The sequence below is a fragment of the Pseudomonas sp. 14P5.3.2 genome (assembly GCF_057799175.1).
In genome coordinates this window covers 26039-37958 of record NZ_JBYOKU010000051.1, presented here as the reverse complement: position 1 = coordinate 37958, position 11920 = coordinate 26039, and the positions used below count along the sequence as shown (strand labels likewise).

10 protein-coding genes are annotated in these 11920 nt (G+C 60.9%); 9 read left to right on the top strand and 1 reads right to left on the bottom strand.

The genetic code is table 11. The annotated features are described in order from the left end of the window. Nucleotides 1–74 precede the first annotated feature (74 nt). The 9 genes from AC27VU_RS27025 (at nt 75) to AC27VU_RS26985 (ending at nt 10914) form a co-directional block, all read left to right on the top strand. Nucleotides 75–806: a response regulator gene (locus AC27VU_RS27025; protein ID WP_007917879.1), complete on the top strand. Its 732-nt coding sequence runs from the start codon at nt 75–77 to the stop codon at nt 804–806. After that, a complete protein-coding gene (locus tag AC27VU_RS27020) occupies nt 796–2265 on the top strand; it encodes an ATP-binding protein (protein WP_488725276.1) in 1470 nt (489 codons plus the stop codon). Before AC27VU_RS27025 ends, AC27VU_RS27020 begins: the two co-directional genes overlap by 11 nt. Before the next feature lie 218 nt (nt 2266–2483). Continuing rightward, the gene (locus AC27VU_RS27015; protein ID WP_488725275.1) at nt 2484–3743 is read left to right on the top strand and encodes a D-mannose isomerase; all 1260 of its coding nucleotides are present in this window, start codon (nt 2484–2486) and stop codon (nt 3741–3743) included. Between the two features lie 118 nt (nt 3744–3861). Continuing rightward, nucleotides 3862–5163, top strand: a complete 1302-nt coding sequence (locus AC27VU_RS27010) for an ABC transporter substrate-binding protein (RefSeq protein ID WP_003227454.1) — start codon at nt 3862–3864, stop codon at nt 5161–5163. A gap of 153 nt (nt 5164–5316) precedes the next feature. Further along, nucleotides 5317–6225 (top strand): carbohydrate ABC transporter permease, encoded by a 909-nt coding sequence (locus AC27VU_RS27005; RefSeq protein WP_003227452.1) that lies wholly within the window; start codon nt 5317–5319, stop codon nt 6223–6225. Beyond that, nucleotides 6218–7063 (top strand): carbohydrate ABC transporter permease, encoded by an 846-nt coding sequence (locus tag AC27VU_RS27000; protein WP_003227450.1) that lies wholly within the window; start codon nt 6218–6220, stop codon nt 7061–7063. Before AC27VU_RS27005 ends, AC27VU_RS27000 begins: the two co-directional genes overlap by 8 nt. 2 nt (nt 7064–7065) lie before the next feature. Further along, nucleotides 7066–8226: an ABC transporter ATP-binding protein gene (locus tag AC27VU_RS26995; protein ID WP_488725274.1), complete on the top strand. Its 1161-nt coding sequence runs from the start codon at nt 7066–7068 to the stop codon at nt 8224–8226. A 196-nt stretch (nt 8227–8422) separates the two neighbouring features. Next, the gene (locus AC27VU_RS26990; protein ID WP_488725273.1) at nt 8423–9772 is read left to right on the top strand and encodes a carbohydrate porin; all 1350 of its coding nucleotides are present in this window, start codon (nt 8423–8425) and stop codon (nt 9770–9772) included. Nucleotides 9773–10059: 287 nt separating this feature from the next. Beyond that, a complete protein-coding gene (locus tag AC27VU_RS26985; protein WP_007969321.1) occupies nt 10060–10914 on the top strand; it encodes a D-hexose-6-phosphate mutarotase in 855 nt (284 codons plus the stop codon). A 137-nt stretch (nt 10915–11051) separates the two neighbouring features. Here the strand turns inward: AC27VU_RS26985 and AC27VU_RS26980 are convergent, their stop codons facing one another. Then, complete coding sequence (locus AC27VU_RS26980) at nt 11052–11912, bottom strand: MurR/RpiR family transcriptional regulator (RefSeq protein ID WP_169432688.1); 861 nt, start codon at nt 11910–11912, stop codon at nt 11052–11054. Nucleotides 11913–11920: the final 8 nt, after the last annotated feature.

Sequence of the window (11920 nt, the reverse complement as noted above, 5' to 3'; positions counted from 1 at the left end):
GGTTCTATGGTGTTTGCAAGTTCGATGCTTAAGGCATAATCCGCCCCAATTCCAACAACAAGGATGCCTTCGAAGTGAGCTCAGTCAACAAGTCGATATTGTTGGTCGATGACGACCAGGAAATACGCGAGTTGCTGGAAACCTACCTGACCCGCGCCGGGTTCCAGGTGCGGGCCACAGCCGATGGCGCCAGTTTTCGCCAGGCACTCAACGAGGCGCCCAGCGATCTGGTGATCCTCGATGTGATGCTGCCCGACGAAGACGGTTTCAGCCTGTGCCGCTGGGTGCGCCAGCATCCGCGTCAGGCGCAGGTGCCGATCATCATGCTGACCGCCAGTTCCGACGAAGCCGACCGCGTGATCGGGCTGGAGCTCGGCGCTGATGACTACCTCGGCAAACCCTTCAGTCCCCGCGAGCTGCAAGCCCGAATCAAGGCGTTGTTGCGACGTGCGCAGTTCGGTCAGGAGCGCAGCGGCAGCGACGTGCTGGCCTTCGACGAGTGGCGGCTGGACATGGTCAGCCATCGACTGTTCCACACCGACGGCGAAGAAGTGATTCTCTCCGGTGCCGACTTCGCGCTGCTGAAGTTGTTTCTCGACCATCCGCAGGAAATCCTTGACCGTGACACCATCGGCAACGCCACCCGTGGCCGCGACCTGATGCCGCTCGACCGGATTGTCGACATGGCCGTCAGCCGCTTGCGCCAACGTCTGCGCGACACGGAAAAACCGCCGCGACTGATCCGCACCGTGCGCGGCAGCGGCTACCAACTGGCAGCCAATGTGGTTGCCGGCAATGCTCACTGAGTCGCTGCGCCGGCTCGCCAGCAAAGTCCCGGTGCCGCGTTCGCTGCTCGGGCGGATGCTGCTGCTGACGTTGCTCGCGGTGCTGTTCGCGCAGACGTTGTCGAGCGTGATCTGGGTCTCGCAACTGCGCGCCACCCAGCTCGAAGGCCTGGTCACCAGCGCCCGCAGCCTCGCCCATTCGATGACCGCCAGCGTCAGTTATTTTCGCTCGTTGCCGGTGGCGTACCGGCCGCTGGTACTCGACCAGTTGCGCAGCATGGGCGGCACCCGTTTTGTGGTGACGCTCAACGACAAGCCGCTGGGTATGGACGTGCTGCCGATCACCCCGCGCAAGGCTGCGGTGATCGAGGCAGTGGACGAAGTGCTGCGTCAGTCGCTGGGCCATGACACTGATATCTCGGTGACCTTCGTCAGCCCCGAGGATCTGCGGATCTTCAATGCCGGGCTGAAACTCGATGAGCTGCCGCGCTCGTGGGCGCATTACGCGTTGACCCTGGAACCGGTGAATCCGCCGGTGCTGGTGACGCAGATTCAGATGGCGCCGGGCGAGTGGCTGTACATCGCCTCGTTGCTGCCCGAACCCTACACCAGCCTCGAAGAACAAGGCCTGCCGGCGCAGCAGGTGTGGTTCATCGTCCTTACCAGCGGCTTTTTACTGCTGTTCATCGGCCTGCTGGTGCACTGGCAGAGCCGGCCGCTCAAGCGTCTGGCGCGGGCCGCGCGGGATCTGTCGCTGGGCGCCGATGTCGAGCCGGTGGCCGAGGGCGGCGGCAGCGAAGTGGTGGAAGTGGGCCGTGCATTCAACACCATGCGCGAGCGCATCAGCCGTTACCTGACCGAACGCAGCCAGTTGTTCAGCGCGATTTCCCATGACCTGCGCACGCCGATCACCCGTCTGCGCTTGCGCGTCGAACTGCTCGAAGACGAGAAGCTGCAAGCCAAGTTCGGTCGCGATCTGGATGAGCTGGAGCTGCTGGTCAAAGGCGCGCTGCAATGCGTGAAAGACACCGACATCCACGAGAACATCGAGCCGGTGGATCTCAATCATGTGCTCGATTGTCTGGTGGAGCCGTATCTGGCGCCCAACGGCAATGGCCGCGTGACCCAGCAAGGCAAGGCGCTGGCGGCGTATCCGGGCAAGCCTCTGGCGTTGAAGCGCTGCATCGGCAACCTGATCGACAATGCGTTGAAGTACGGGCAGAACGCGCATCTGCACATCGATGACGATGAGCGCGCGTTTGTCCTGCACGTCGACGACGAAGGCCCGGGCGTACCGGAGCAGCGGTTGGAGCAGGTGTTCGAGCCGCACTTTCGCCTGGCCGGGCAGCAGCAGGGTTATGGGCTGGGCCTGGGCATTGCGCGCAACATCGCTCACAGCCATGGCGGTGAAGTGACGTTGCAGAATCTGCGTGAGGGTGGGTTGCGGGTGACGTTGCAGTTGCCGCGCAGTGTTGACTGATACCACCCCTGTGGCGAGGGAGCTTGCTCCCGCTGGACTGCGCAGCAGGCCGTCTTTTGGGTGCCGCTTCGCGCCACAGCGGGAGCAAGCTCCCTCGCCACAGGTTTCACTTCTGATCTATGTCACAGGCTGGTGACAAAACCCGCCCCCTTCGTTACAAGCCCACCGCGGCCCGTTGTTTAGACTCCCCGCAGTCATAACAACAAAAAAGGCCACCCATGGATCTTTTCCACCCAGGCTTCAGCAGTTGGCTGAACGCCCCTGCTCACCAGCAATGGCTCGGCGACGAAGGCCTGCGTCTGCTGGCATTCGCCAAGGCTTCCAGACTGCCCGAAGGTTTCGGCAACCTCGACGAGCGCGGCCGTTTGCCGGCGAGCGCGCAGGCCGAAACCATGAACACCGCGCGCATGACCCACAGTTTCGCCATGGCCCATATTCAGGGGCTGCCGAGGTTTGCCGAACTGGTCGATCACGGCATCGCGGCCCTGCGCGGGCCGCTGCGGGATGCGCTGCACGGTGGCTGGTTTGCGGTCGCCGAACATCGCGACGGCAATACCGGCAAGAACGCCTATCTGCATGCTTTCGTTGCGCTCGCAGCCAGTTCTGCGGTGGTTGCGCAACGTCCCGGCGCCCAGGCGCTGCTGGATGATGCGATCGACATCATCGACACCTATTTCTGGAGCGAAGAAGAGGGCGCGATGCGCGAATTCTTCAATCGCGACTGGCGCGAAGAAGAAGCCTATCGCGGCGCCAACAGCAACATGCACGCTACCGAAGCATTCCTCGCGCTGGCCGATGTCACCGAAGACCCGCGTTGGCTAGTGCGTGCGCAACGCATCGTCGAGCGAGTGATTCACGGTCACGCCGCCGCCAATGGCTACATGGTGATTGAGCATTTCGACCGCGACTGGCAACCGCTGCGCGAGTACAACCACGACAATCCCGCCGATGGCTTCCGCCCTTACGGCACCACGCCGGGCCACGGTTTCGAGTGGGCGCGGCTGTTGCTGCACCTCGAAGCGGCGCGGGTCCAGGCCGGGATGCTCACGCCGGGCTGGCTGGCGACCGATGCGCAAAAACTCTTCGAACAGAACTGCCGAAACGGCTGGGACGTCGATGGCGCCCCGGGGATCGTCTACACCCTCGACTGGGACAACAAAGCCGTTGTGCGTCACCGTTTGCACTGGACCCATGCCGAGGCCAGCGCCGCCGCCAGTGCCTTGCTCAAACGCACTGGAAATCAGCAATACGAAATCTGGTACCGCCAGTTCTGGGAATTCTGCGAGATGTATTTCATCGATCGCTGCGACGGCAGCTGGCATCACGAACTCGATCCGCAGAACCGCCCGAGTGCCGATATCTGGGCCGGCAAGCCGGATCTGTATCACGCCTGGCAAGCAGTGCTGATTCCTCGTCTACCCTTGTCACCGAGTATGGCAACGGCTCTGGCGCAATTATCTCGGTCCGTTCCTGTGTAACCATGTGGTGACATTTGCGCGTCCCTTCGTTACCTGCGGGGGGAAACGCCCTGTTTAAACTCCTGTGCAGCGCAAGCACCAGACTTGCATGCATAACAACAAGAAAGGTACATCTCAGATGAATGCGATTTCTCGCCTCGCTACTGTCATTTCTGTCGCCTCCCTGTTCCCGCTCGCAATTCTGCCCCTCAGTGTGTCCGCTGCCGAATCCAAAGGTTCGGTCGAAGTCGTGCACTGGTGGACGTCCGGTGGCGAAAAAGCCGCTGTCGATGTGCTCAAGGCCCAAGTCGAAAAAGACGGCTTTACCTGGAAAGACGGCGCTGTCGCCGGCGGTGGCGGTGCCACGGCCATGACCGTACTGAAAAGTCGTGCGGTTGCCGGCAACCCGCCGGGCGTCGCCCAGATCAAAGGCCCGGACATTCAGGAATGGGCCTCCACCGGTCTGCTCGACACCGACGTCCTGAAAGACGTGGCCAAAGAAGAGAAGTGGGACAGCCTGCTCGACAAGAAAGTCTCCGATACCGTGAAGTACGACGGTGATTACGTGGCCGTACCGGTGAACATTCACCGAGTGAACTGGCTGTGGATCAACCCGGAAGTCTTCAAGAAAGCCGGCATCACCAAGAACCCGACCACCCTCGAAGAATTCTACGCCGCTGGCGACAAGCTCAAGGCTGCGGGCTTCATCCCGCTGGCCCACGGCGGTCAGCCTTGGCAGGACAGCACCGTGTTCGAAGCCGTGGTGCTCTCGGTCATGGGCGTTGATGGTTACAAGAAAGCCCTGGTCGATCTGGACAACAAAGCGCTGACCGGCCCCGAGATGGTCAAGGCGCTGACCGAGCTGAAGAAAGTCGCGACCTACATGGACGTCGACGGCAAAGGCCAGGACTGGAACCTGGAAGCGGCCAAAGTCATCAACGGCAAGGCCGGCATGCAGATCATGGGTGACTGGGCCAAGTCCGAATGGACCGCCGCCAAGAAAGTCGCCGGCAAGGATTACGAGTGCGTAGCCTTCCCGGGCACCGACAAGGCGTTCACCTACAACATCGACTCCCTGGCGGTGTTCAAGCAGAAAGACAAAGGCACTGCGGCCGGTCAGCAGGACATCGCCAAAGTGGTGCTGGGTGAAAACTTCCAGAAAGTCTTCAGCATCAACAAAGGCTCGATTCCGGTGCGTAACGACATGTTGAACAACATGGACAAACTCGGTTTCGACTCCTGCGCGCAGACCGCTGCCAAGGACTTCCTGGCAGACGCCAAGACGGGCGGCCTGCAGCCGAGCATGGCGCACAACATGGCGACCACGCTGGCGGTGCAGGGCGCGTTCTTTGATGTGGTGACCAACTACATCAACGACCCGAAAGCCGATCCGGCCGATGCGGCCAAGAAGCTGGGCGCGGCGGTTCAGTCGGCCAAATAAGCATCAGCACCGCAGCCCCTGTGGGAGCGAGCTTGCTCGCGAAAGCGGAGTGTCAGGCAATCGCAATATCAACTGACAGGACGCCTTCGCGAGCAAGCTCGCTCCCACAAGGGGAAAGCGTGTGAATTTTCTACCCTCGTACTGGATTTCCCCATGAGTTCTGTTGCTGTGTTCAGCAAAGCCTCGCCGTTCGATGCACTGCAGCGCTGGCTACCGAAACTGGTGCTGGCGCCGAGCATGTTCATCGTGCTGGTGGGCTTCTATGGCTACATCCTGTGGACGTTCGTGCTGTCGTTCACCACCTCGACGTTCCTGCCCAACTACAAGTGGGCCGGGCTGGCGCAATACGCGCGGCTGTTCGACAACGATCGCTGGTGGGTGGCGAGCAAGAACCTCGCGGTGTTCGGTGGCATGTTCATTGGCATCACCCTGGTGATCGGCGTGCTGCTGGCGGTGTTCCTCGACCAGCGCATCCGTCGCGAAGGCTTTATCCGCACCATTTACCTGTACCCGATGGCGCTCTCGATGATCGTCACCGGTACCGCGTGGAAATGGCTGCTCAACCCGGGCATGGGCCTGGACAAATTGTTGCGTGACTGGGGCTGGGAAGGCTTCCGTCTGGACTGGCTGATCGACCCGGATCGCGTGGTCTACTGCCTGGTGATCGCCGCTGTGTGGCAAGCCTCGGGCTTCATCATGGCGATGTTCCTCGCCGGTCTGCGCGGGGTTGATCAGTCGATCATCCGAGCCGCGCAGATCGATGGCGCGAGCATGCCGACCATCTACTGGAAAGTCGTGCTGCCAAGCCTGCGTCCGGTGTTCTTCAGTGCGGTAATGATCCTAGCGCACATCGCGATCAAGAGCTTCGACCTGGTCGCGGCGATGACGGCCGGTGGCCCGGGTTATTCCTCCGACCTGCCAGCGATGTTCATGTACTCCTTCACCTTCAGTCGCGGCCAGATGGGCATGGGCTCGGCCAGTGCGATTCTGATGCTCGGTGCGATTCTCGCGATCATCGTGCCTTACCTGTACTCCGAGCTGAGGACCAAGCGTCATGACTAGTCTCGCTGCCAAACCCGCCTTCAGCCTGAGTCGCGTCGCGATCTACGCGGTGCTGATCCTCGCGGTCCTGCTGTACCTGATTCCGCTGGTGGTGATGCTGCTGACCAGCTTCAAGACCCCGGAAGACATCAGCACCGGCAACCTGCTCAGTTGGCCGACCGTGGTCAGCGGCATCGGCTGGGTCAAGGCCTGGGCCACGGTTGACGGTTACTTCTGGAACTCGATCAAGATCACCGTGCCGGCCGTGGTCATCTCTACCGCCATCGGCGCGCTGAACGGTTACGTGTTGTCGATGTGGCGCTTCCGTGGTTCGCAGCTGTTCTTCGGTCTGCTGCTGTTCGGCTGCTTCCTGCCGTTCCAGACCGTGCTGCTGCCAGCGTCGTTCACCCTCGGCAAGATGGGCCTGGCGAGCACCACGACGGGGCTGGTGTTCGTCCACATAGTCTATGGTCTGGCGTTTACTACGCTGTTCTTCCGTAACTACTACGTGAGTATTCCCGATGCGCTAGTCAAGGCTGCGCGTCTGGATGGTGCGGGTTTCTTCACGATTTTCCGGCGGATCATTCTGCCGATGTCGACCCCGATCATCATGGTCTGCCTGATCTGGCAGTTCACGCAGATCTGGAACGACTTCCTGTTCGGTGTGGTGTTCTCCAGCGGTGATTCGCAACCGATCACGGTGGCGCTGAACAACCTGGTCAACACCAGCACCGGGGCCAAGGAATACAACGTGGATATGGCAGCGGCGATGATCGCCGGCCTGCCGACCCTGCTGGTCTATGTGGTCGCAGGCAAGTATTTCGTGCGCGGGCTGACGGCCGGCGCAGTCAAGGGGTAATCATGGCAACGCTCGAACTTCGCAACGTCAACAAGACCTACGGTGCCGGCCTGCCGGACACCCTGAAGAACATCGAACTGTCGATCAAGGACGGTGAGTTCCTGATCCTGGTCGGCCCGTCGGGCTGCGGCAAGTCGACCCTGATGAACTGCATCGCCGGCCTCGAGACCATCACCGGCGGCGCGATCATGATCGGCGACCAGGACGTCAGCGGCATGAGCCCGAAGGATCGCGACATCGCCATGGTGTTCCAGTCCTACGCGCTGTACCCGACCATGAGCGTGCGCGAGAACATCGAGTTCGGTCTGAAGATCCGCAAGATGCCGCAGTCGGCAATCGACGAAGAAGTCGCGCGTGTGGCCAAGCTGCTGCAGATCGAACACCTGCTCAACCGCAAGCCGGGCCAGCTCTCCGGTGGTCAGCAACAGCGCGTGGCGATGGGCCGTGCGTTGGCGCGTCGGCCGAAGATCTATCTGTTCGACGAACCGCTGTCCAACCTCGACGCCAAGCTGCGCGTCGAGATGCGCACCGAAATGAAACTGATGCACCAACGCCTGAAAACCACCACGGTCTACGTGACCCACGACCAGATCGAAGCGATGACCCTGGGCGACAAAGTGGCGGTGATGAAGGACGGGATCATCCAGCAGTTCGGCACGCCGAAAGAGATCTACAACGATCCGGCCAACCTGTTCGTGGCGAGTTTCATCGGTTCGCCACCGATGAACTTCATTCCGCTGCGCCTGCAGCGCAAGGACGGTCGTCTGCTGGCGCTGCTCGACAGCGGCCAGGCCCGTTGCGAGTTGCCGATGAGCATGCAGGACGCCGGTCTGGAAGATCGCGAAGTGATCCTCGGCCTGCGCCCGGAACAGATCGTCCTGGCGAGCGGCGAGGGCAATGGCCTGCCGAGCATCAAGGCCGAAGTGCAGGTCACCGAACCGACCGGTCCGGACACCCTGGTGTTCGTCAACCTGAATGAAACCAAGGTCTGCTGCCGTCTGGCACCGGACGTGGCACCGCAGGTGGGCGAGACCCTGACCCTGCAATTCGATCCGTCGAAAGTGTTGTTGTTCGATGCCAGGACTGGCGAGCGTCTGGGCGTTGCGGGCCAGGCGCAGACCGAAGCGCGGTCGGCAAATGTCGCGCAGTTCAAAGGCCGCTGAAGATCAAAAATGTGGGAGCGGGCTTGCTCGCGAAAACGGAGTGTCGGGCAGCACACATGGCGACTGACATGACGCCTTCGCGAGCAAGCCCGCTCCCACAGGGGAAAAGTGGTGTTCGGCCTGTCGTTCGCCGCACTTTTTATGTAAACCACGTTGGAAAAAAACAGTTAATAACAATAAAGACGAGGATGTAGGGATGAAAAAGAAACACGTCAATGCCCGGTTGATCTGCCAAGTGTCAGCTGCGGCGGCATTGGTGCTGGCCGGCAATGCAATGGCTGACGATGCATTCAGCTCCGATTCGAAATGGATGACCGGCGACTGGGGTGGCGAGCGTACCAAGCTGATCGAGCAGGGTATCGACATCAAGATGGACTATGTCGGTGAAGTTGGCGGCAACCTGCACGGAGGCTACAACGACGACAAGACTGCACGCTACAGCGATCAGTTTGGTCTCGGCGCGGCGCTGGATCTGCAGAAACTGCTCGGCTGGGACAACACCCAGGCCAAGATCCAGCTGACCAATCGTAATGGCGAAAACATCTCCAACGACCGTGTTGGCGATCCGCGTGCCGGCACCTTGTCGTCCTCGCAGGAAGTCTACGGTCGTGGCCACATGGTGCGTCTGACCCAGTTGTGGATTCAGCACCAGTTCTTCGACAACAAGCTCGACGTCAAGGCCGGTTACTTCGGTGAAGGCGAAGACTTCAACACCTTCCCGTGCGACTTCCAGAACCTGGCGTTCTGCGGTTCGCAGGTCGGTAACTGGGCGACCAACATCTGGTACAACTGGCCCGTCAGCCAGGCCGCGATCCGCGTCAAGTACAACATCAACGACGAGCTCTACGCGCAAATCGGTGCGTACAACCAGAACCCGTCGCAACTGGAACACGGCAACGGCTTCAAGCTCAGCGGCAGCGGCACCAAAGGTACTGTTCTGCCAGTCGAGCTGGTCTGGTCGCCTAAGGTCAACAGCCTGCCGGGCGAATACCGCGTCGGTTACTACAAGAGCACCGCTGATGCCAGCGACGTCCGCGAAGACGTCAACGGTTTCGACGCGGCCACCACTGGCGACGCGTACAAGACCCACAGCAGCAAACACGGCTACTGGTTCGTCGCGCAACAGCAACTCACCAGCCACAACGGTGATGCATCGCGCGGTCTGAACATTGCGGCCAACGCCACGTTCCACGACAAGGACACCAACTTCATCGACAACTACCAGTCGGTGATGTTTGTCTACAAAGGCCCGTTCGACGCGCGTCCGAAGGATGACGTCGGCATCGGCGCGGCACGTATCCACGTCAACGATGACGTGAAGAAAAACGCCGAACTGCTGAATGCTTCCAACGGTGTTTCGGACTACGACAATCCGGTGTTCTCACCGATTCGTGATACCGAATACAACTACGAGATCAACTACGGCTTCCACGTCACCAACTGGCTGACGGTGCGTCCTAACCTGCAGTACATCACTCACCCGGGTGGCGTTGATGCCGTGGACAACGCATTGGTCGCTGGCCTGAAAATTCAGTCGGTGTTCTAACGCGTCTGCGATAAGCTCCTCTCTATGTGCGCATATTTGCGGACAGCCAAGGCTGTCCGCTTTTTTTTGCGACACTCGTATACAAGGTTTGTGTCGTACCCATTTGTGGCGAGGGAGCTTGCTCCCGCTCGGCTGCGCAGCAGTCGTAAATCCTGATGATGAGGTTTAAATGACACACCGCAGTGAAAGGTTTCGGGGCCGCTTCGCAGCCCGGCGGGAGCAAGCTCCCTCGCCACAAGAGCAATGTGGATTGTTGAGTACCCCCATGATTTTCAGGACCGTGGCCAATGCATGAGCATCCGCTGCAACGCTTCTTCAAATCCCTGCGCGAACGACCGGTGTTTGCCTGGGAGCGCTATCAGATGCGCGATGTGCTGGTGATCGACCATCCGCTGTGTCAGGCGGTGTTCAGTCGGCAGGGCGCGCAGTTGCTGCACTTTCAGCCACGCGGGCAGAAACCGTGGTTGTGGTGTGCGGCGAAGTGGCCGCACGTTGGCGCCATTCGTGGCGGCGTGCCGGTGTGCTGGCCGTGGTATGGCCGCCATCCGAGCGAAAATGCCTGGCCATCCCATGGCTGGGCACGACTGCTCGACTGGAAGCTGCTCGACAGCAGCAGCGCCGAAGATGGCGTGCGCCTGCACTGGCAATTGCAGTTGTGCGACTGGCAGGTCGACCTGCACGCGCACCTCGGTGAACGCATGGAATTACGCCTGAGCACCGAGCATCAGGACGACATGCCGTGCCAGTTGAGCCAGGCTTTGCACGCTTACTGGCGTATTGGCGATGTCGGTGAGATAGCGCTGTCTGGCCTCGAAGGCGCGCAAGGTTACGACCAGTTGAGCCGCCAGTCCTGCCAGCAGGAAGGCGAGTTGCGCGTCGATGGCGGTTGTCAGCGGGTGTTCCAGCACGACGGCGAATTACAGCTCAAGGATCACGCCTGGCAGCGCGAGTTGTGCATCGATACCGGTGACAGCGGCGACACCGTGGTCTGGCATCCGGGCTCGCGACCGCTGTTGGGCGTGAGTTGGGATGAAGTGACGGAGTTTGTCTGTGTCGAAGCGGCGGCGGGGGGTACCGACAGCCTGCATCTGGCGCCGGGAGAGAAGGCGCACTTGAGTTTGCAGGCGTGGGCAGCGGCCTAGATTTTTGGTGTGTCTGCTGACGCCTTCGCGAGCAAGCCCGCTCCCACAGTAGATGGCATTCCAATTGAAGGAACCCGATCACCTGTGGGAGCGGGCTTGCTCGCGAAGAGGCCGGATCATTCAGTCGAGATTTTGGCTCAGTTGAACTCGTCACCCACCGGATACCGGCTCGCATTCAAGCTCTCTTTGATCTTGCGCAGATGCGGCTGGAAATCCACCCCACGGCGCAAGGTCATGCCGGTCGCCAGCACATCCAGCACGGTCAACTGAATGATCCGCGAGGTCATCGGCATATAGATGTCGGTGTCTTCCGGCAGCGGAATGTTCAGGCTCAGGGTGCTGGCCTTGGCCAGCGGCGAGTTCTCGGCGGTCAGGCCCAGCACCGAAGCGCCGTTCTCCCGGGCGATGCGCGCCACTTCCACCAGCTCGCGGGTGCGGCCGGTATAGGAAATGATCACGAACAGCTCACCGGTGTGCGCCACCGAAGCAATCATCCGCTGCATCAGCACATCCGCATGCGCTGTGACGGCGAGGTTGAAACGGAAGAACTTGTGCTGCGCATCCAGCGCCACCGGCGCCGAAGCGCCGAGGCCGAAGAAGTGGATCTGCCGGGCCTGAATCAACAGGTCGACGGCGCGGCTGATCAGGTTCGGATCGAGCGCCTGACAAGCACTGTCCAGCGAAGCGATGGCGCTGCCGAAAATCTTCTGCGTGTAGGCCTCGGGATTGTCATCGGCCTCCACCGCACGGCTGACATACGCCGCGCCGCTGGCCAGGCTCTGCGCCAGTTGCAGCTTGAGTTCGGGGTAGCCGCTGACACCGAACGAACGGCAGAAACGGTTGACCGTCGGCTCGCTCACCTTTGCTGCCTGGGCGAGGGCGGCGATGCTGAAGCGGGTGGCCTGCTGCGGGTTGAGCAGGATCACCTCGGCGACTTTGCGTTCGGCCTTGTTCAGCTCTTCAAGGCGACTCTGGATCTGTTCCAGTAAATTTCGCACGCGGTCCA

Excerpts from the sequence above, each read along its gene's own strand:
- AC27VU_RS27020 (WP_488725276.1), top strand. The coding sequence starts at position 796 with ATGCTCACTGAGTCGCTGCGCCGGCTCGCCAGCAAAGTCCCGGTGCCG.
- AC27VU_RS27015 (WP_488725275.1), top strand. The coding sequence starts at position 2,484 with ATGGATCTTTTCCACCCAGGCTTCAGCAGTTGGCTGAACGCCCCTGCT.
- AC27VU_RS27010 (WP_003227454.1), top strand. The coding sequence starts at position 3,862 with ATGAATGCGATTTCTCGCCTCGCTACTGTCATTTCTGTCGCCTCCCTG.
- AC27VU_RS27005 (WP_003227452.1), top strand. The coding sequence starts at position 5,317 with ATGAGTTCTGTTGCTGTGTTCAGCAAAGCCTCGCCGTTCGATGCACTG.
- AC27VU_RS27000 (WP_003227450.1), top strand. The coding sequence starts at position 6,218 with ATGACTAGTCTCGCTGCCAAACCCGCCTTCAGCCTGAGTCGCGTCGCG.
- AC27VU_RS26995 (WP_488725274.1), top strand. The coding sequence starts at position 7,066 with ATGGCAACGCTCGAACTTCGCAACGTCAACAAGACCTACGGTGCCGGC.
- AC27VU_RS26990 (WP_488725273.1), top strand. The coding sequence starts at position 8,423 with ATGAAAAAGAAACACGTCAATGCCCGGTTGATCTGCCAAGTGTCAGCT.
- AC27VU_RS26985 (WP_007969321.1), top strand. The coding sequence starts at position 10,060 with ATGCATGAGCATCCGCTGCAACGCTTCTTCAAATCCCTGCGCGAACGA.